The following is an 18,423-nucleotide window of genomic DNA, read 5'->3' on the forward strand; positions in this document are numbered from 1 at the left end:
GGCCCATGCGTACTTTTGGGCCTTTCCAAAAGTGAGCCGCTGTAAGAGCGGAACCATAAGCCGCCGTTACCTAAATAACGGATATGTACCCCTACCCCCTCACAAATTCTCATACCGATTCATATCCAACACCCCCTCCTCCACCGGCGTAGTCTCACGAATATACGCCGACAAATCATGGAAATACTGCCAAAACAACGGATGACTACGCCGCACACCCCAACGATCCACAATCTTCTCAAACCGCTTGGCATCCTTGGCCCGCTCCATTTCAGCCACAAACTCCGGCACTTCCTGGGCCGGAATATTGAACATAAAGTTCGGATAGCTGCTCAACACACCCGGATAAATCGTCACCGTATCCAGGCCCGGCTGATAGCGATAAGCCTCACCCAACAGAAACGCCACATTACTGTGAGCACGATTGCGCAACATGCTATAGACCACACGCTTACCGCTGGCAGTCTCAACCCGCAGCATCGTCGCTTCAGGCAATTGATCGATAACCTTGAGCCCAGCGGCCGGGCGTGACGCCAGGCGGCTCAGCGCCTGCTCCGCATCCTGAATGGCGGGGTCGACACCATCACGGGAACAATAGGCACCCATGCAACGGTTGATCGGATCCGGGCTCGCATTCAAATCGCCATAACGCGCCAGCAACTGGTTGGCAAAGTCACGCTTCGGATCGTTTTCGCTCAGGTGCAGGCCGGTAGGCTTATCGTCATCAATCGCCTCATAGTCCAGCCACAGCTTGAGTTTTCCGCTGTTCTGATACCAATCATCCATAAAGTCATCGCGAGAATCGGCCGGCATCAGGCGCAGGAAGTTCTGCTCGGCGCCATTGCGGATCAGGTCGAAGTACAACCGGGTCTGGGCCTGGTGCGACACATTGCCGAACACATCGAAGTTCACCGCCAACTGATAATAGGTGCGCTCCAGCAGCGGGTAGTCGAACAGCCACATGGTTTGTGGCACCTCGCCAATCAGGCCTTTGGTGACCGAGGCGCTGTCGAAGTGGCGGAAGATGCTCAGCAAGGCATTGTCATTACCGGCCCACAGGCTCGACCAGCTTGGCGGCGGCAAATCGGCATAGCTGTCGCGGCGCAGCGCCTCGTATGCATTGCGCTTGTCACGATAGGCCAACCACAGGCTGAGCACGCTGCCGACATCATCGTTCTGCCCCGGCATGGCCAGCAACGGCGTGGCCTGGCCGCGATAGCGCGCATCGGTGATGTACAGGTCGTGGTCCGGGTCCTGGAACAACGTCCAGAAGTTGTCGCGGATCACATCCGTGGCGATCTGCCCACGGCACACCGGCCCACGGATAAAGGTGCGCACGAAGTACTCGGCGTTATCCAGCATGAACTGGTAACGCGCCTTGGCCGGAATGGCTTCAAAGGTCTCAAACGGGTTAGCGCGCCGGCCCGGACCATAGCCCGGCAAGGCGTTGACCTGCCAATTGCCGGCGTAGAACAACTCTTTAATGCGTGCCATCTTCTCGGCACTGAACGGGTACGTGATGTGGGTTTTATGCACAATCACACCCTGCACCGGCCACAGGCGATAGTACACACGGGTGCCTGGGTCATCATTGGGGCGACGGGTGGCGATCAGGTCGATTGGCTGACCGCTTGGCGTACGCGAGCGCACCCACTGGAAGAAATGCCCCGGTTCGCCATTTTCGAAGTAGATGTGCGCGAGAAACAGATGTTCGAACAACCACCGCGCCACCAGGCTTTCCCGGGCGCCCGGCTGGTTGAACAGGTTTTCCCACTGCTGGACCTGCAAGGCTTCCTTGGCGCTGGGCGCCAGGCCTTGTTCATCGATAGGTGCGCCGGACGCGAGCCAACGCTGCAAAGTCTGGTATTGCTGGTCCGTCAGGCCGGTAACCGCCAGCGGCATGCCCTCCTTGGGATGGGCACCGGCATAGGCATTGAACTCGCCAGGCATGGCACACATGTTTTCGCGGTTCAGGCCCAGTACGATGTCTTCGGGCAGCTTGGAATTGGGTTGCAACGGTGCGTTATGGCCCAGTTCCAGCATGCGTGCCATCAGCGCAGCCTGGCTGCCCTGGGCATCCAGCACCGAATAGAAGCCCTTTTGCTGCCAGGCCTGCTTGCCGAAAGCGTCATAGAACAACCGTGTGGTCGGTGTCGCCTGGCTGCGCTCACCATCGTAGACCGGCACTTTGCTGGCGCCACGGGCCGCACCCTCGCCGCTGCCCAGGTTCAGTTGACAGGCAGAGTCGTAGCAGGCGTGGCAGGCCACGCATTTCTCGGTGAAGATAGGTTGAATGTCGCGGGTGTACGAAATCGCCGGGGCGGGTCCGTCGGCCTGTGCAATGCAGGCGACCAGTGCCAGGACGGCGCTGGTGATGAGGCGAAGTGACATGTATCCGGTCCCGATTCAATACGTACGCTGAAAATTTGCTGGTGATTCTACCGGGCCACACCCGACAGCAACATGAACGATATTCATGCAAAACCTGCACGTGCTCTAAATCGGCACAGGTTTGCTATGATTCACGCCCTCCGAAATGCCTGACCAGAGTAGTCCCATGTCCGATCGTAGCGTTCGTCTGCAAGCCCTTCATCAAGCCCTCAAGGAACGTATCCTGATCCTCGACGGCGGTATGGGCACGATGATCCAGAGCTACAAGCTTGAGGAAAATGACTACCGTGGCAAACGCTTCGCCGATTGGCCAAGCGACGTCAAGGGTAACAACGACCTGCTGGTGATCACCCGTCCGGACGTGATTGGAGGCATCGAAAAAGCCTACTTGGATGCCGGTGCCGACATCCTCGAAACCAACACCTTCAACGCCACGCGCATCTCCATGGCCGACTACGGCATGGAAGAACTGGCCTACGAGCTAAACGTAGAAGGCGCACGCCTGGCGCGCAAGATCGCCGACGCCAAGACCGCAGAAAACCCGGCCAAGCCGCGTTTCGTCGCCGGCGTGCTCGGCCCGACCAGCCGCACCTGCTCGCTGTCGCCCGATGTGAACAACCCCGGCTACCGCAACGTAACCTTCGATGAGCTGGTGGAGAACTACACCGAAGCCACCAAAGGCCTGATCGAAGGCGGCGCCGACCTGATCCTGATCGAGACCATTTTCGACACCCTCAACGCCAAGGCCGCGATCTTTGCCGTGCAGGGCGTGTTCGAGGCATTGAACATCGAACTGCCGATCATGATCTCCGGCACCATCACCGACGCCTCCGGCCGTACCCTGTCGGGCCAGACCACCGAAGCGTTCTGGAACTCCGTGGCCCACGCCAAGCCGATTTCCGTGGGGCTGAACTGCGCCCTGGGTGCCAGCGAGTTGCGTCCGTACCTGGAAGAGTTGTCGAACAAGGCCAACACCCACGTTTCTGCGCACCCGAACGCCGGTCTACCCAACGAATTCGGCGAGTACGACGAGTTGCCGTCACAAACCGCCAAGGTCATCGAAGAATTCGCCCAGAGCGGCTTTCTCAACATTGTCGGCGGTTGCTGCGGCACCACGCCTGGCCACATCGAGGCCATCGCCAAGGCCGTGGCCGGTTACGCGCCGCGCCAGATCCCGGATATCCCGAAGGCTTGCCGCCTGTCGGGCCTGGAACCTTTCACCATCGACCGCAGCTCGTTGTTCGTCAACGTCGGTGAGCGCACCAACATCACCGGCTCGGCCAAGTTCGCCCGCCTGATCCGCGAGGACAACTACACCGAAGCCCTGGAAGTCGCCCTGCAGCAGGTGGAAGCCGGCGCCCAGGTGATCGACATCAACATGGACGAAGGCATGCTGGATTCGAAGAAGGCCATGGTGACCTTCCTCAATCTGATTGCCGGCGAGCCGGACATCTCCCGCGTGCCGATCATGATCGACTCCTCCAAGTGGGAAGTGATCGAGGCTGGCCTCAAATGCATCCAGGGCAAGGGTATCGTCAACTCCATCAGCATGAAGGAAGGCGTGGAGCAGTTCATCCACCACGCCAAGCTGTGCAAGCGCTACGGCGCCGCCGTGGTGGTGATGGCGTTCGACGAAGCCGGCCAGGCCGACACCGAAGCGCGCAAGAAAGAGATCTGCAAGCGCTCCTACGACATTCTGGTTAACGAAGTCGGCTTCCCGCCGGAAGACATCATCTTTGACCCGAACATCTTCGCGGTCGCCACCGGGATTGAAGAGCACAACAACTACGCTGTCGATTTCATCAACGCCTGCGCCTACATCCGTGACGAACTGCCGTACGCGCTGAGCTCCGGCGGCGTGTCCAACGTGTCGTTCTCGTTCCGTGGCAACAACCCGGTGCGCGAGGCGATCCACTCGGTATTCCTGCTGTATGCGATCCGCAACGGCCTGACCATGGGCATCGTCAACGCCGGCCAGCTGGAGATCTACGACCAGATCCCGGCCGAGCTGCGTGACGCCGTGGAAGACGTGGTGCTCAACCGCACGCCGGAAGGCACCGACGCCCTCCTCGCCATCGCCGACAAGTACAAGGGCGACGGCAGCGTCAAGGAAGCCGAGACCGAAGAATGGCGCGGCTGGCCGGTGAACAAGCGCCTGGAACACGCGCTGGTCAAGGGCATCACCACGCATATTGTCGAGGACACCGAAGAGTCGCGATTGTCGTTCGCACGCCCGATCGAAGTGATCGAAGGTCCGCTGATGTCCGGCATGAACATCGTCGGCGACCTGTTTGGCGCGGGCAAAATGTTCCTGCCCCAAGTGGTGAAATCCGCCCGCGTGATGAAGCAGGCCGTGGCGCACTTGATTCCGTTCATCGAGCTGGAAAAAGGCGACAAGCCGGAAGCCAAGGGCAAGATCCTGATGGCCACGGTGAAAGGCGACGTGCACGACATCGGCAAGAACATCGTCGGCGTGGTGCTGGGTTGCAACGGCTATGACATCGTCGACCTGGGCGTGATGGTGCCGGCGGAGAAGATCCTGCAGGTGGCCAAGGAGCAGAAGTGCGACATCATCGGGCTGTCCGGCCTGATCACGCCGTCCCTGGACGAGATGGTGCACGTGGCCCGTGAGATGCAGCGCCAAGACTTCCACTTGCCGCTGATGATCGGTGGCGCCACCACCTCCAAGGCCCACACGGCAGTGAAGATCGAGCCCAAGTACAGCAACGATGCCGTGGTGTATGTCACCGACGCCTCGCGTGCAGTCGGCGTGGCGACTCAGCTGCTGTCCAAGGAGCTGAAAGCCGGCTTCGTGGAGCGGACCCGCGAAGAATACGTGGAAGTGCGCGAGCGCACCGCAAACCGCAGCGCCCGCACCGAACGCCTGAGCTACCCGGCCGCCATCGCCAAGAAGCCGCAGTTCGACTGGAGCACCTACACGCCGGTAGTGCCGACCTTTACCGGCGCCAAGGTGCTGGACACTATCGACCTCAAGGTGCTGGCCGAGTACATCGACTGGACGCCGTTCTTCATTTCCTGGGACCTGGCGGGGAAATTCCCACGCATCCTGACTGATGAAGTTGTCGGTGAAGCGGCGACCGCGCTGTACGCCGATGCCCAGGAAATGCTCAAGAAACTGATCGACGAAAAACTCATCAGCGCCCGTGCCGTGTTCGGTTTCTGGCCGACCAACCAGGTGCAGGACGATGACCTGGAAGTCTACGGTGACGACGGCCAGCCGATTGCCAAGCTGCATCACCTGCGCCAGCAGATCATCAAAACCGACGGCAAGCCGAACTTCTCCCTGGCCGACTTTGTGGCGCCCAAGGACAGCGGCGTGACCGACTACATCGGTGGTTTCATCACCACCGCCGGCATCGGCGCCGAAGAAGTCGCCAAGGCCTACCAGGACGCGGGCGACGACTACAACTCGATCATGGTCAAGGCCCTGGCCGACCGCCTGGCCGAAGCCTGCGCCGAATGGCTGCACCAGCAAGTGCGTAAAGACTACTGGGGTTATGCCAAGGACGAGCAACTGGACAACGAGGCGCTGATCAAGGAGCAGTACAGCGGCATCCGCCCTGCCCCGGGCTACCCGGCGTGCCCGGATCACACCGAGAAAGGCACCTTGTTCCAACTGCTGGACCCGGAGGCACGCGAGATGGAAGCGGGCCGCAGTGGCGTGTTCCTCACCGAGCACTACGCGATGTTCCCGGCTGCTGCCGTCAGTGGCTGGTACTTCGCGCATCCACAGGCGCAGTACTTTGCCGTGGGCAAGATCGACAAGGACCAGGTGGCGAGCTACACCGCGCGTAAAGGCCAGGACCTGAGCGTGACCGAGCGTTGGCTGGCGCCAAACCTGGGTTACGACAACTAAGCCCGGCGGGATTGTCTATGCTGTCCCTCACACACCTTGTGTCGAGGGATGTATGGACGATCCAGTCAACAACAAGCCCCCTACCTTCTGGCAAATGCTGCACAGCGTTATGGCGGCCGCGTTTGGCGTGCAAAGCGGCAAGAACCGCGCCCGCGACTTCACCCACGGCAAGCCCAGCCACTTTGTAGTGCTGGGTATTCTGTTCACGGCGGTGTTTGCCTTGACGCTATTCGGCATCGTCAAGCTGGTGCTGCTGTTGGCCGGTGTCTAGCGCAGCAGCAATTGCAGGCTGAACGGGTAACGGTAGGACCCCGGCTTGCCGACGGCAGACAGTGCCCGGAAATCAACGGGCGCCATGGGCCCCAGCAAGCGTTGTGCCTGGGGCGTGTCTATCAGCTGGAACAGCGATTGCTGGCGGTCACGCCCACCATGAGCGCTGATATCCACGCCCTTGGCGTCATCATTGATCAACACCATCGCCCAGCCGCCCAGGGTGAAATGCCCGGCGACCAGCGTACTCAACCGCCCTTCCAGCCGCGCCTGCAAGATCTGCGGCGAGCTGTTCACTGCGCTGAACAACACCTCCTGGCCCGGCACGCGCCCGCTGTCCTGTAACGCCTGCATGGCACCCAGCGCCATCTCGTCGTTGGCCGACCACACCAGCGCGGTTTGCGGATAGCGCTTGAACAGCAGCGTGGCTTGCTCGAACGCACGTTGACGGCTCCATTCGCCGTAGACCAACTGGCGCAGGCGTACTTCTGGGTGCTCGGCCAGGGCGCGGCGCAAGCCCTGTTCGCGCAATTGCGCGGCTGGGGTGGTCTTGGTGCCGGAGAATGCCAATAGGTCGATGGTCTCACCGGCTGCGACCGGACCGTGCTGGCGCAGTAGATCGGTGAGCATCAGGTAGCCGGCCTGTCCGTCGTCGGCAACCATGCTGGCGATCCAGCCTGCACTGTTGCCGAGCAATTGCACCTGATCGGCGGTCAGCGCGTTGTTCACGATCAGCAGCTTCACCCCACTGCCCTGGGCCATGCGCAGGATCTGCGGGGCGACGTACTGCTCGTTCACCAACACCAGATAATCCGGCCGCTCGTTGCCTTGCAGTGCTTCGCGGGCCTGGCTCAGGGTGTTATGGGCGTCACGCTCGGCATAGCGCACACGCAAATGCAGGCCGAGGTCCTTGGCACCGGCCTGCATGAATTGCGCGTAGCTGACCCAGAAGGTTTCCGTCGACATGCCAGGGTTGAGAAACACCACCGACGTGGCATGGGCCATCGCCCCGTACGCCGATCCCAGCAACCACACACACGCAATCAGCACCTTCGACATGGATGTTCAAGCCTTGAATATTGACCGCCATGATAGTGGCATTGCGACAGTCAATCGAGGCTGTTTACTGGTGGCTTACCCAGAACACGGCAGTTCCCACGACCAGAATGATCAGGAACAGGATGGCCCAGGCATCAACGGTACTGTCGGGTTTACGAGCTTTTGTCGAATTGCTCATCGCATCGCCTCTTGTCGGTTTTATAGGTGATAACGTTCAGACACGCTCACAGTAAAGTCGACGATTGCCCGCATGACAAATGTGGGTATCGCGATAACCGTTCTCATTAGTCATTTTGGTTATTTGCATATACTCAAACATCACTTTTGCGCATAAACGCAAACTGGTATCGTGCGCCGGCTCCGTTGGGAGTGCGCGGCCGTGCGCGCAGATTTGCCGAGAACAGGACCTATATGTACGTATACGACGAATACGATCAGCGCATCATCGAGGACCGCGTCAAGCAGTTCCGTGATCAGACCCGACGCTATCTGGCAGGTGAACTGAGCGAAGAAGAGTTCCGCCCTCTGCGCCTGCAAAATGGCCTTTATGTTCAGCGCTTTGCGCCGATGCTGCGGGTGGCCGTGCCCTATGGCCAACTGACGTCGCGCCAGACGCGCATGATGGCCAAGATTGCCCGCGACTTCGACAAAGGCTATGCCCACATCAGTACCCGCCAGAACGTACAGTTCAACTGGCCGGCGCTGGAAGATGTGCCGGATATCCTGGCTGAACTGGCCACCGTGCAGATGCACGCCATTCAGACCAGCGGTAACTGCCTGCGTAACGTGACCACCGATCAATTCGCCGGTGTTGCCGCCGACGAGCTGATCGACCCACGCCCCTGGTGCGAAATCGTCCGTCAATGGACCACCTTCCACCCCGAATTCGCCTACCTGCCGCGCAAGTTCAAGATCGCCATCAATGGCTCGACCTCGGACCGTGCGGCCATCGAGGTGCACGATATCGGCCTGGAGCCGGTGCACAACGCAGCCGGCGAGCTGGGCTTTCGCGTATTGGTCGGTGGCGGCCTGGGCCGTACCCCGGTGGTCGGTGCCTTCATCAACGAGTTCCTGCCGTGGCAGGACCTGTTGAGCTACCTCGATGCGATCCTGCGGGTCTACAACCGCTACGGCCGTCGTGACAACAAGTACAAGGCCCGGATCAAGATCCTGGTCAAGGCGCTGACCCCTGAGGTGTTCGCCCAGAAAGTCGACGCCGAGATGGAACACCTGCGCGGCGGCCAGACCACCCTGACCGAAGCCGAAGTGCACCGCGTCGCCAAGCACTTCGTCGACCCTGAATACAAGGCCCTGAGCAATCAGGACGCCGAGTTCGCAGCGCTGGACCAAGAACACCCAGGCTTCGCCCGCTGGCGTGGCCGCAACACCCTGGCGCACAAGAAACCAGGTTATGTCGCGGTGACCCTGTCGCTGAAACCGACCGGTGTTGCACCGGGCGATATCACCGACAAGCAGCTGGACGCCGTCGCCGACCTGGCCGAGCGCTACAGCTTCGGTCAACTGCGCACCTCCCACGAGCAGAACATCATCCTCGCGGACGTTGAACAGAGCCAACTGTTCACCCTGTGGGGCGAGCTGCGCGAAGGCGGTTTCGCCACGCCGAACATCGGCCTGCTGACCGACATCATCTGCTGCCCAGGCGGCGATTTCTGCTCCCTGGCCAACGCCAAGTCGATCCCGATTGCCGAATCGATCCAGCGCCGTTTCGACGACCTGGACTACCTGTTCGACATCGGCGAGCTGGACCTGAACATCTCCGGTTGCATGAACGCCTGTGGTCACCACCATGTCGGCCACATCGGCATCCTGGGCGTGGACAAGAAAGGCGAAGAATTCTACCAAGTGTCCCTGGGTGGCAGCGCCAGCCGCGATGCGAGCCTGGGCAAGATCCTCGGCCCATCCTTCGCCCAGGAAGCCATGCCCGAGGTGATCGGCAAACTGATCGATGTGTACATCGAACAGCGCACCGAAGATGAGCGTTTCATCGACACCTACCAGCGCATCGGCATCGACCTGTTCAAGGAGCGCGTCTATGCAGCGAATCATTAAGAACAACGAAGTCCTCGACGAAACCTGGCACCTGCTGCCCAAGGACGCGAGCTTCGACGGCATTTCCAACTGCGACGACCTGATCGTGCCGTTGGCCCTGTGGCGCGAACACGCGCACGCCCTCAAGGCCCGCGACGGCGGCCTGGGCGTATGGCTGGATGCGGAGGAAGAAGCCGAAGAAATCGGTGACGACGTGGAGCACTTCCAGGTCATCGCCCTTAACTTCCCGGCTTTCACCGACGGCCGCAACTACTCCAACGCGCGCCTGCTGCGTGACCGTTATGGTTACAAAGGCGAGTTGCGCGCGATTGGCGATGTGCTGCGCGACCAGCTGTTCTACCTGCGCCGCTGCGGGTTCGATGCCTTCGCCCTGCGCGCCGACAAAGACCCGTACGAAGCGCTGGAAAGCCTCAAGGACTTCTCGGTAACGTACCAGGCCGCCACGGACGAACCGCTGCCGCTGTTCCGTCGTCGCTGAGTCTTGGCGCATGAAAAAGCCCTGGCATGCCAGGGCTTTTTTTATGCATTGAGTTTGATCGACGCCAGCACCTGCTTTTGCCCCATGCTGCACGGCACACCTTCGGGCTGCGCGCGCACCGCTTCGATCACCCCCAGCAATTGCGCCTTGCTATGAGCCAGTTGCGCTTGCATCGCTTCGATCTGCGCGACCTTGCGCTCCAGCGCTTCGATCAGCTCTTCACGCTTGTGCTCACCCGGCGCCGGCATCAGCGCCTTGAGTTCCTGCAAGGTAAAACCTGCCTGTTGCGCGCTCTGAATCAGCTGCAACGTCTGCAACGCTTCCGCCGAGTAGCGCCGATAACCATTGGCTTGGCGCCCCACCTGGCTGATCAGCCCCTCGGCTTCATAAAAGCGGATCCGCGACGCCGCCAGCCCACTCTGCTTTGCCAGCTCACCAATATTCATCGCTGCACCTGCTTGACATTAAAGTTAACTTTAAGCTTAGCCTGAGGCCTCCCCCGCTCAGGAGTCAACCCATGTCACCCTTTGAAGCCCTGCAACTGCCCAATGGCCAAGTCCTTTCCAACCGCATCGCCAAGGCCGCGATGGAAGAAAACATGGCCGACGGCAATCAGGCACCGTCCCCTGAACTGAAGCAGTTGTACAAGGCTTGGGCACAGGGCGAGCCTGGCTTGTTGATCACCGGCAACGTGATGGTCGACCGCCGCGCCATGACCGGCCCCGGTGGCGTGGCTCTCGAAGACGAGCAGCACCTGGCGAGCTTTCGCGAGTGGGCCGACGTGGCGCGCGGCAACGGCGTGCACTTCTGGGTACAACTCAGCCATCCAGGCCGCCAGACCCCGGCCAACCTGCGCCAGCAAGCCATTGCGCCGTCCGCCGTAGCGCTCGACCTGGGGGCTTTCTCGAAGATGTTTGCCACGCCCAAGGCCATGACCGAGGACGATATCCAGGATGTGATCCAGCGCTTTGCCACCAGCGCACGCCTGGCTGAAAAAGCCGGGTTTACCGGCGTGCAGATCCACGGCGCCCATGGCTACTTGCTCAGCCAGTTCCTATCGCCTCTGAGCAACCAGCGCACCGACCGCTGGGGCGGTTCCCTGGAAAACCGCGCGCGGCTGTTGCTGGAAGTGATCCGTGCGGTGCGCGCCAGCGTCAGCCCGTCGTTTTGTGTCGCCGTCAAACTCAACTCCGCCGACTTCCAACGGGGCGGTTTTGCAGAAGCCGATGCACGCGCCGTGGTCGAAATGCTCAACCCGCTGCCCATCGACCTGCTGGAATTATCCGGCGGCAGTTACGAAGCACCGGCCATGCAAGGCGAAGCGCGTGACGGCCGCACCCTGGCGCGGGAGGCGTACTTCCTGGAGTTCGCCAGCCAACTGGCGACCATTGCCAAGATGCCGGTAATGGTCACCGGCGGCATACGTCGCCTGCCCATCGTGCAACAGGTGCTGGACAGCGGCGTCGCCATGGCCGGGATCGCTACCGCCCTGACGCTGGAACCGCAGCTGATCCAGCACTGGCGCGAAGGTCGCGACCCCAACCCGCAGCTCAAGCCCATCGACTGGAAACGCAAACCGCTGGCCTCCCTCGCCATCCTTGCCGTGGTGCGCTACCAGATGCGCCGCCTCAGCCGCGGCCATTTGCCCAAGGCCAACGTCGCGCCGTGCATGGCGCTGGTGCGGGACCAATGGTTTCTGGCGCGACGCACCCGGCAGTACCGCGCAGCCATGACGCAATCTTCACATTAAAGGATGAACATCCGCCGTGATCGAACTGTCCCCTATTGATCAGCAGTTTTTAACCTCACTGACGATTGGAGTTCTTCATGGCGAAAATCAACCTGGCCCAGCAATTGGCGACCACCCTTGAACAGGCGGGGATCAAGCGCATCTGGGGCCTGACCGGCGATAGCCTCAATGGCCTCACCGACGCCCTGCGTACCATGGACAGTATCGAGTGGATGCATGTGCGTCACGAGGAAGTGGCTGCGTTCGCGGCCGGCGCCGAAGCGGCGGCCACCGGAGAACTGACCGTGTGCGCCGGCAGCTGCGGGCCGGGCAACCTGCATTTGATCAATGGCCTGTTCGACTGCCATCGCAATCATGTGCCGGTGCTGGCGATTGCCGCGCAGATTCCGTCGTCGGAGATCGGCCTGAACTACTTCCAGGAAACCCATCCGCAGGAACTGTTCAAGGAGTGCAGCCACTTTATCGAGCTGGTCACCAACCCCGAACAGATGCCTCACGTGCTGCACCGCGCCATGCGGTCGGCGATCCTCAATCGCGGCGTGGCGGTGGTGGTGATTCCGGGCGATGTGTCGCTGCTGGAAGTCGAAGACAAGCTCAAGCCGTGGCCCGCCTTGCATGCGCCACGCACGCTGCCGGCGGAGCAGGACCTGCAACGCCTCACCGAGATCCTGGAAAGCAGCCAGAAAACCACCCTGCTGTGTGGCAGCGGCTGTGCCGGCGCCCATGACCAGGTGGTGGCCCTGGCCGACGCCCTCGGCGCCCCTGTGGTACACGCCCTGCGCGGTAAAGAACACGTGGAATGGGACAACCCGTTCGACGTGGGCATGACCGGCCTGATCGGCTTCAGCTCTGGCTACCATGCCATGCTCGACTGCGACACCTTGATCATGCTCGGCACCGACTTCCCCTACCGCCAGTTCTACCCAACCGACGCCAAGATCATTCAGCTCGACCGTAACCCGCAGGCCCTCGGCCGCCGCGCCACACTGGACCTGGGCATTGCCGCGGATGTCAGCGAAACCATCGGCGCCCTGCTGCCGCGCCTGACGCGCAAGACCGATCGCAGCTTTCTCGAAACGTCCCTGAAGCATTACGAGAAAGCCCGCCAAGGACTGGACGACCTCGCTCAACCCTCAAAAGCCAATCGACCGATTCACCCGCAATACGTCGCACGTTTGCTCAGTGAGTTGGCGGATGACGATGCAATCTTTACCGCCGATGTCGGATCGCCCACCGTGTGGGCTGCGCGCTATTTGAAGATGAATGGCAAGCGCCGCCTGATCGGTTCGTTCAACCACGGCTCCATGGCCAATGCCATGCCCCAGGCGATAGGTGCGCAAGCAGCCTTTCCGGATCGGCAGGTGATCTCGATGTCGGGTGACGGTGGTTTCGCCATGCTGATGGGGGATTTCATCTCGTTGGCGCAGCTGAAGCTGCCGGTGAAAGTCATCGTTTTCGATAACTCTTCCTTGGGGTTCGTAGCCATGGAAATGAAGGCTGCGGGCTATCTGGATGCCGGTACCGAGCTGAAAAACCCGGACTTCGCCGCCATGTCCAACGCCATGGGCATTCTCGGCATTCGCGTGGAGCAATCCGAAGACCTGGAACCGGCCCTGCGCCGTGCCCTCGCCCATGACGGCCCGGTGCTGGTGGACGTGGTCACCGCGACCCAGGAGTTGGTGATGCCGCCGACCATCAAGCTGGAACAGGCCAAGGGGTTCAGCCTGTATATGCTCAAGGCGGTGATGAGTGGCCGTGGCGATGAGGTGATCGAACTGGCGCGGACCAACTGGTTGCGCTAGCGCAAGGAAGCACCGTAGCGGACCACTACTTCGGTGATCACCTCGACCATGCGTGGGTCCGCCTCCGGCGCGCTGAACAGACGGAACTCGGCATCGGGCAATTCGGGCAAACCGTGCTCCGCGCCGAGTATCGTCAAACCTGGCACCAGTTGGCTGCGCGCGATCGGCGCGATGGCGAATCCTGCCAGCGCAGCGGCATGCAGCGCCGCATAGCTGGAGCAAAGCATAGCGGTACGTTGGACGATGCCCACCTGGGCCAAGCGTGAAAGCGCCGCTTCGCGATAAGGGCAAGGCTCGGGAAACAGCGCCAAGGGCAAGGGCGTCGGCAGTGTCGTCAGCGGTTGCGCAGACCAGGCCCATACCAACGGCTCCTGCCACAGCGCCAGGCCAGGCTCGCTGGACTCGCACAATGAACCGACCACAACATCCAGCTCGCCCTGCTTCATCAATGCCAGCAACGAACCGGGAATGCCCACCTGCACAGTGATTTGCAGGCCGGGATATTGCGCGGCAACCTCCTGCAACTCGCGCAACAGACGCGCATCCGCAAACTCTTCCGACACTCCAACGCGCAAGCTTCCTTCAAATGCCGAGCGCGTCAGCTCGGCCCAAGCATTGCGATTCAGCGCCAGGATGCCCCGTGCGTACGCCATGAGGCGTTCGCCGTCCGGCGTCAGTTGCTGAGAGCGCGTGGTGCGGGTGAGCAAGGGCTTGCCCACCTGCTCCTCCAAACGACGCAGATGCCCGCTGACCGCCGATTGTGTGAGGTGCAAACGGGCAGCGGCGCGGCTGAAGCCTTCTTCATCCACCACGGCGACAAAGGTTTTTAGCAGGACGATATCGAACATATTCTGATAACAGATTAATCAAGCGATAAAACACGATTTATATTTCACTTGGCGCTATGTTGCAATGCTTGGGTCATCTTTCTCCGAGACCTGCCATGACCACCCTCCTGCACATCGAATGCTCACCGCGCAAACAGCGCTCCGCCTCTTTGGAAATCGCCCGCCAGTTTATCGCGCGGTATCAGCAGAACGCGCCCGACACCCAGGTCAATACCCTGGACCTCTGGGCGCTGGACCTGCCCGAATTCGACGGCCCGATCATGGACGCCAAATACGCCGGGCTCAGTGGAACGCCCATGAGCGAAGAACCAGCCCTCGCCTGGGAAACGCTGAAAAGGCTGGCAGCCCAACTGCATCAGGCTGACGTGCTGGTGTTCTCGGTTCCGCTGTGGAATTTCGCCGTGCCCTACAAGCTCAAGCACTTTATCGACGTGGTGTCGCAGAAGGACGTGTTGTTCGAATTCAGCCCGGAGCACGGTTTGCGCGGGCTGCTGCGCAACAAGACGGCGGTGAACGTGTATGCGCGGGGTATGGATTTTTCGGCGCCGGACACCCAGGCGATGGATTTCCAGAAGCCTTACATGGAGGCCTGGCTAGGCTTTATCGGGGTGACGGATGTGCACTCGCTCTATGTGGAGAAGACCATCCTGGGGCCGGAGGTCGATCAGGCGTCGCGCCTGAAAAGCACGGAGTTGGCGTTGTTGCTTGCGGATCAGTTGGCCTGACACGCGGGGGAAAAACTGATGTGAACACTGTACCTGTGGCGAGGGAGCTTGCTCCCGCTGGGCCGCGAAGCGGCCCCAAAAGATGGGCCTGCTGCGCAGTCCAGCGGGAGCAAGCTCCCTCGCCACAAAGTCCGGAGTATTCAGCCGTGCTGTTTTTCGACCCACTTGCCATAGGCGTCAATGAACGCCTGCAAGAACGGCCTGGTCTTTTCCGAGACCTTGCCCGCCTCGTCAAACACACTGCCCGCGCCGCCCAGATAGGCCTCCGGCTGCTGCATGCACGGTACATCAAGGAACACCAGGGACTGGCGCAGGTGATGGTTGGCGCCAAATCCACCAATCGCACCCGGCGATACACTGATGATCGCGCCCGGCTTGCCACTCCAGGCGCTCTGCCCGTAAGGCCGCGAACCGACGTCGATGGCGTTCTTCAACGGGGCGGGCACGGAGCGGTTGTATTCCGGGGTCACGAACAACACCGCGTCGGATGAACTCACGTGTTTGCGGAAAGTACTGTAGGCTGCCGGCGGTGTCGCACCGTCAATGTCTTCGTTGTAGAGCGGCAAATCGCCAATTTCCACAATGTTCAACTTCAGGTTGGCCGGGGCCAGTTCGGCCAGTGCCAGTGCGACCTTGCGGTTGATCGAGTCTTTTCTCAAGCTGCCGACCACGACGGCTACGGTGTAAACCTTGCTCATTGGGGTTTCCCGACGTCTGACTAAAGGAGCTTGTAGTTATAGAGTCTTCGCGGCGTGTTCACCAGAAGGTTTTGATATTCCTGCGGGCGTTTGCCTGGCACCGCGACACGTAGGAAGCATCTGAAAATATCAGCGAATAGTATTTTTATTCCGTAAGTAAACTACCCCGCTCCATGACGGTCTACAGAACCGCAAATCGAGTGTTTATCTCCAGAGGTTCTAAACAGATGGCAGCAGTATTAGTCGGACAGTTTCATGCCAGAGACGCAGAAGGACGCGTGTATTCGGTGCATGAGTTCCAGGAATCCAACCCGGCGCAAGGCGACCTGGCTGGCTCGGCACCTACCACCACCTACAAGCTGGCCATTGGCGACCGTGTAGAGAAACTGGAAGGCGACGAATTCAAGTTGATCCAATCGGGCACCATTCTTGTGCGCGAATCGCAAACCACCCTCGCGTCCTAAGATTTGGCCCTATCGACCTGCTCAGTCCTGGCCATTGACGGCATTGACTGGGCTGGGGTGATCACGGACGACGGATCTCCGTGACCTCGATGCCCTGCTCTCCCTGCACCTTCTTCAGCGTCACCATCAACCGCCCCCGCTCGCCTTCAACGGCATACATCGAACGCTGGTAGCCCGCCGAGTTGTAGCCGGGATGCGCGACCACCTGCCTGACCAACTCCATGCCCAGCACCGAGCCTACCTGCTCGACCACCTGTTCCTGGGAGCGGATAAAGGCTTCAAATGCGAGGTTTTCCGGCGCGGTTTCGTTTTGAGTGTCGAGGAGATAAGCAGCCACGCAGCCGACGGTCACCAGGACCAGCAGTTGCTTGGCCGTTACCCCGAGGAAAATCGAGGGTAAAGGCATATGAGACCAGACCTGTTTTTGTTGTTAATGCCGGTAGCCGGCTGTGGTCGTTGATGATCAGCATCGCCATTCTATTGAATACCGGGCCCGCTGCACATAGACTCCGGCGATGCGTTTACGTCATATCGAAGTGATTCAAGCCATCTTGCAGACCGGACACCCAGGCTTGGCCGCCGAGTGGTTGCAACTCTCCGTGGACGATGTGGAAGCCGCGCTCAAGGACGCCGAGCAGCAGCTGGGCTTTATGCTGTTCGCCAGTGTGCGTGGACGCTTGCAGGCCACCCGGGAAACCCTGGAACTGCAAGCTGAGATCGCCCACGTCTATGAAGCGCTGGAGCCGGTGCAACGACTGGCCAGCCGCTTGAAACACCATCATGCCCCCACTCTGCGCGCCCTCTGCACGCCGCCCCTGGCCAATCAACTGCTACCGCAAAGCATTGCAGCGTTGCGCCGACGCTTTCAGGACACACCGTGCAACCTGTCGAGCCAACCGACCCGAGAGATCGTCAGGAGTTTGCTGCTGCACGAAGCCGATGTGGGTTTGAGCCTGCATGACCCGGAACATCCGCAGATTCACTGCACGGTATTGGCCCAGGGCAAACTGCAATTGCTCGCCCCCCATGGCTGGCTCAAGCCCAAGCAAAAATACATCGCGCTACAGGATCTGGCCGGGCAATCGATGATCGGCCTGGAAGGGCAAGACCCGCTCAGCCGCCTGCTGGATGCCAAGCTGCAAGCCCTGCGCCCGCTACCCGTGGTGCAGACACGCGTACAGACCTACCAAATGATGCGCAGCATGGTAGAAGCGGGAGAAGGCCTGGCAGTGGTCGACCCCTTCACCGCGTTCGGCGCGCGTGAGGCGGGGCTGGATGCCTGCCCGGTGTCGCCGCCGATCATCGTCAGCCTGTACGCGCTGACCCTCAAGGACGGCGTGACCTCACCCGCGCTTAATGCGCTGCTGGAAATCGTGACGCAAAAGGCCGAGGGCCTGTTGGCAGGTTAAGGCTTGTCGACTTCGCTCTTGAACAGCCGATACCAAAAAATCGCTACTTCACGGGTTTGCGGATCGATGCCGCGATAGCGCAGGTGATCGACCCCGCCCATCACATAACCGCAACGCTCGTACAATCGGCAGGCGCCCAGGTTGTTGTTCTGGGTTTCCAGCATCATGCCCGGCAGGTTCTTCTTGCGACTCCAGAACTGCGCCACATCCAGCAACGCCTTGGCCACCCCATGACGCCGCGCAGGCAAGGCCACCGCCAGTTCGTCGACGTGGGCAAAACCATTCCAGTTGGTGCTGACCACGATATGTCCCACCGGGCGATCATCCAGGTAGGCCATGAAGATCGCGCTGTCGGGCGCATCGCGGAAACTGGCGAACTCTTCAGGGTCTATGCCATAACACTTGCGGTACGGCAGGATGCGCTCCACGGGCCATTGATCGACCCGCGTGCCCATCTGCGGCTCACCGTAGGCGCTGACTTCAAAGCTGAAGTCATTGCCCCACACGTAGGCATCAAAGCCTTCGTCGGCGACCCGTACACTGAGCCCCGGATACTTCGGGTTCATTACAGCTTGCATAACC

At 60.6% G+C, this 18,423-nt stretch carries 16 protein-coding genes and 1 pseudogene; 10 read left to right on the forward strand and 7 right to left on the reverse strand.

The features are described from left to right. Positions 1-99: 99 nt before the first annotated feature. Complete coding sequence (locus tag HX812_RS14260) at positions 100-2,391, reverse strand: fatty acid cis/trans isomerase (protein ID WP_038845850.1); 2,292 nt, start codon at positions 2,389-2,391, stop codon at positions 100-102. A 166-nt stretch (positions 2,392-2,557) separates the two neighbouring features. Here HX812_RS14260 and metH point away from each other — a divergent pair, with 166 nt between their 5' ends. Together metH and HX812_RS14270 are read left to right on the forward strand one after the other, a co-directional pair. Further along, positions 2,558-6,268 carry a methionine synthase gene (gene metH / locus HX812_RS14265; RefSeq protein ID WP_038845849.1) on the forward strand — a complete coding sequence of 1,237 codons (3,711 nt, stop codon included), beginning with the start codon at positions 2,558-2,560 and terminating at the stop codon, positions 6,266-6,268. Positions 6,269-6,320: 52 nt separating this feature from the next. Then, positions 6,321-6,539, forward strand: coding sequence for a DUF2970 domain-containing protein (locus HX812_RS14270; RefSeq protein WP_033902258.1), 219 nt, complete (start codon positions 6,321-6,323; stop codon positions 6,537-6,539). Here the strand turns inward: HX812_RS14270 and HX812_RS14275 are convergent. Further along, the gene (locus tag HX812_RS14275; RefSeq protein WP_038845848.1) at positions 6,536-7,597 is read right to left on the reverse strand and encodes an ABC transporter substrate-binding protein; all 1,062 of its coding nucleotides are present in this window, start codon (positions 7,595-7,597) and stop codon (positions 6,536-6,538) included. The genes HX812_RS14270 and HX812_RS14275 overlap by 4 nt on opposite strands. A gap of 411 nt (positions 7,598-8,008) precedes the next feature. On the opposite strand from HX812_RS14275, the gene HX812_RS14280 reads away from it, so the two are divergent. Further along, positions 8,009-9,667 carry a nitrite/sulfite reductase gene (locus tag HX812_RS14280; RefSeq protein ID WP_033902260.1) on the forward strand — a complete coding sequence of 553 codons (1,659 nt, stop codon included), beginning with the start codon at positions 8,009-8,011 and terminating at the stop codon, positions 9,665-9,667. Next, a complete protein-coding gene (locus HX812_RS14285; RefSeq protein WP_033902261.1) occupies positions 9,651-10,145 on the forward strand; it encodes a DUF934 domain-containing protein in 495 nt (164 codons plus the stop codon). The genes HX812_RS14280 and HX812_RS14285 overlap by 17 nt, the downstream gene beginning before the upstream one ends. Positions 10,146-10,186: 41 nt before the next feature. Here HX812_RS14285 and HX812_RS14290 read toward each other — a convergent pair whose 3' ends face one another. After that, a complete protein-coding gene (locus tag HX812_RS14290) occupies positions 10,187-10,591 on the reverse strand; it encodes a MerR family transcriptional regulator (protein WP_038845847.1) in 405 nt (134 codons plus the stop codon). A 71-nt stretch (positions 10,592-10,662) separates the two neighbouring features. Here HX812_RS14290 and HX812_RS14295 point away from each other — a divergent pair, with 71 nt between their 5' ends. Further along, a complete protein-coding gene (locus HX812_RS14295) occupies positions 10,663-11,895 on the forward strand; it encodes an NADH:flavin oxidoreductase/NADH oxidase family protein (RefSeq protein WP_038845846.1) in 1,233 nt (410 codons plus the stop codon). A gap of 77 nt (positions 11,896-11,972) precedes the next feature. Continuing rightward, positions 11,973-13,697, forward strand: coding sequence for a ubiquinone-dependent pyruvate dehydrogenase (gene poxB / locus HX812_RS14300; RefSeq protein ID WP_038845845.1), 1,725 nt, complete (start codon positions 11,973-11,975; stop codon positions 13,695-13,697). Here the strand turns inward: poxB and HX812_RS14305 are convergent. Beyond that, positions 13,694-14,545: a LysR family transcriptional regulator gene (locus HX812_RS14305; RefSeq protein WP_038845844.1), complete on the reverse strand. Its 852-nt coding sequence runs from the start codon at positions 14,543-14,545 to the stop codon at positions 13,694-13,696. The two genes, poxB and HX812_RS14305, sit on opposite strands and share 4 nt — an antisense overlap. Before the next feature lie 95 nt (positions 14,546-14,640). Here HX812_RS14305 and HX812_RS14310 point away from each other — a divergent pair, with 95 nt between their 5' ends. Further along, on the forward strand, positions 14,641-15,270 hold the full coding sequence (locus tag HX812_RS14310; RefSeq protein ID WP_038845843.1) for an FMN-dependent NADH-azoreductase: 630 nt from the start codon (positions 14,641-14,643) through the stop codon (positions 15,268-15,270). Positions 15,271-15,303: 33 nt separating this feature from the next. Next, positions 15,304-15,399, forward strand: a pseudogene (locus tag HX812_RS32410) (N-acetyltransferase); the annotation flags it as partial. A gap of 11 nt (positions 15,400-15,410) precedes the next feature. On the opposite strand, the gene HX812_RS14315 reads toward HX812_RS32410, so the two are convergent. Further along, on the reverse strand, positions 15,411-15,968 hold the full coding sequence (locus HX812_RS14315) for an NADPH-dependent FMN reductase (protein ID WP_038843977.1): 558 nt from the start codon (positions 15,966-15,968) through the stop codon (positions 15,411-15,413). A 227-nt stretch (positions 15,969-16,195) separates the two neighbouring features. On the opposite strand from HX812_RS14315, the gene HX812_RS14320 reads away from it, so the two are divergent. After that, positions 16,196-16,432 (forward strand): hypothetical protein, encoded by a 237-nt coding sequence (locus HX812_RS14320; protein ID WP_016979714.1) that lies wholly within the window; start codon positions 16,196-16,198, stop codon positions 16,430-16,432. Between the two features lie 61 nt (positions 16,433-16,493). Here HX812_RS14320 and HX812_RS14325 read toward each other — a convergent pair whose 3' ends face one another. Then, on the reverse strand, positions 16,494-16,838 hold the full coding sequence (locus HX812_RS14325; RefSeq protein WP_038843979.1) for a hypothetical protein: 345 nt from the start codon (positions 16,836-16,838) through the stop codon (positions 16,494-16,496). A gap of 109 nt (positions 16,839-16,947) precedes the next feature. On the opposite strand from HX812_RS14325, the gene HX812_RS14330 reads away from it, so the two are divergent. Further along, on the forward strand, positions 16,948-17,841 hold the full coding sequence (locus tag HX812_RS14330; RefSeq protein WP_038843981.1) for a LysR substrate-binding domain-containing protein: 894 nt from the start codon (positions 16,948-16,950) through the stop codon (positions 17,839-17,841). Here the strand turns inward: HX812_RS14330 and HX812_RS14335 are convergent. Further along, positions 17,838-18,419 (reverse strand): GNAT family N-acetyltransferase, encoded by a 582-nt coding sequence (locus HX812_RS14335; RefSeq protein ID WP_080642358.1) that lies wholly within the window; start codon positions 18,417-18,419, stop codon positions 17,838-17,840. The two genes, HX812_RS14330 and HX812_RS14335, sit on opposite strands and share 4 nt — an antisense overlap. Positions 18,420-18,423 lie beyond the last annotated feature (4 nt).

Origin of the sequence: Pseudomonas sp. IPO3749 (genome assembly GCF_013386605.1) — a bacterium.
Taxonomy (GTDB): Bacteria; Pseudomonadota; Gammaproteobacteria; order Pseudomonadales; family Pseudomonadaceae; genus Aquipseudomonas; species Aquipseudomonas azotoformans_A.

Coding starts and splice junctions, on each gene's coding strand:
- HX812_RS14260 (WP_038845850.1), bottom strand. CDS start 2,391: ATGTCACTTCGCCTCATCACCAGCGCCGTCCTGGCACTGGTCGCCTGC.
- metH (WP_038845849.1), top strand. CDS start 2,558: ATGTCCGATCGTAGCGTTCGTCTGCAAGCCCTTCATCAAGCCCTCAAG.
- HX812_RS14270 (WP_033902258.1), top strand. CDS start 6,321: ATGGACGATCCAGTCAACAACAAGCCCCCTACCTTCTGGCAAATGCTG.
- HX812_RS14275 (WP_038845848.1), bottom strand. CDS start 7,597: ATGTCGAAGGTGCTGATTGCGTGTGTGTGGTTGCTGGGATCGGCGTAC.
- HX812_RS14280 (WP_033902260.1), top strand. CDS start 8,009: ATGTACGTATACGACGAATACGATCAGCGCATCATCGAGGACCGCGTC.
- HX812_RS14285 (WP_033902261.1), top strand. CDS start 9,651: ATGCAGCGAATCATTAAGAACAACGAAGTCCTCGACGAAACCTGGCAC.
- HX812_RS14290 (WP_038845847.1), bottom strand. CDS start 10,591: ATGAATATTGGTGAGCTGGCAAAGCAGAGTGGGCTGGCGGCGTCGCGG.
- HX812_RS14295 (WP_038845846.1), top strand. CDS start 10,663: ATGTCACCCTTTGAAGCCCTGCAACTGCCCAATGGCCAAGTCCTTTCC.
- poxB (WP_038845845.1), top strand. CDS start 11,973: ATGGCGAAAATCAACCTGGCCCAGCAATTGGCGACCACCCTTGAACAG.
- HX812_RS14305 (WP_038845844.1), bottom strand. CDS start 14,545: ATGTTCGATATCGTCCTGCTAAAAACCTTTGTCGCCGTGGTGGATGAA.
- HX812_RS14310 (WP_038845843.1), top strand. CDS start 14,641: ATGACCACCCTCCTGCACATCGAATGCTCACCGCGCAAACAGCGCTCC.
- HX812_RS14315 (WP_038843977.1), bottom strand. CDS start 15,968: ATGAGCAAGGTTTACACCGTAGCCGTCGTGGTCGGCAGCTTGAGAAAA.
- HX812_RS14320 (WP_016979714.1), top strand. CDS start 16,196: ATGGCAGCAGTATTAGTCGGACAGTTTCATGCCAGAGACGCAGAAGGA.
- HX812_RS14325 (WP_038843979.1), bottom strand. CDS start 16,838: ATGCCTTTACCCTCGATTTTCCTCGGGGTAACGGCCAAGCAACTGCTG.
- HX812_RS14330 (WP_038843981.1), top strand. CDS start 16,948: ATGCGTTTACGTCATATCGAAGTGATTCAAGCCATCTTGCAGACCGGA.
- HX812_RS14335 (WP_080642358.1), bottom strand. CDS start 18,419: ATGCAAGCTGTAATGAACCCGAAGTATCCGGGGCTCAGTGTACGGGTC.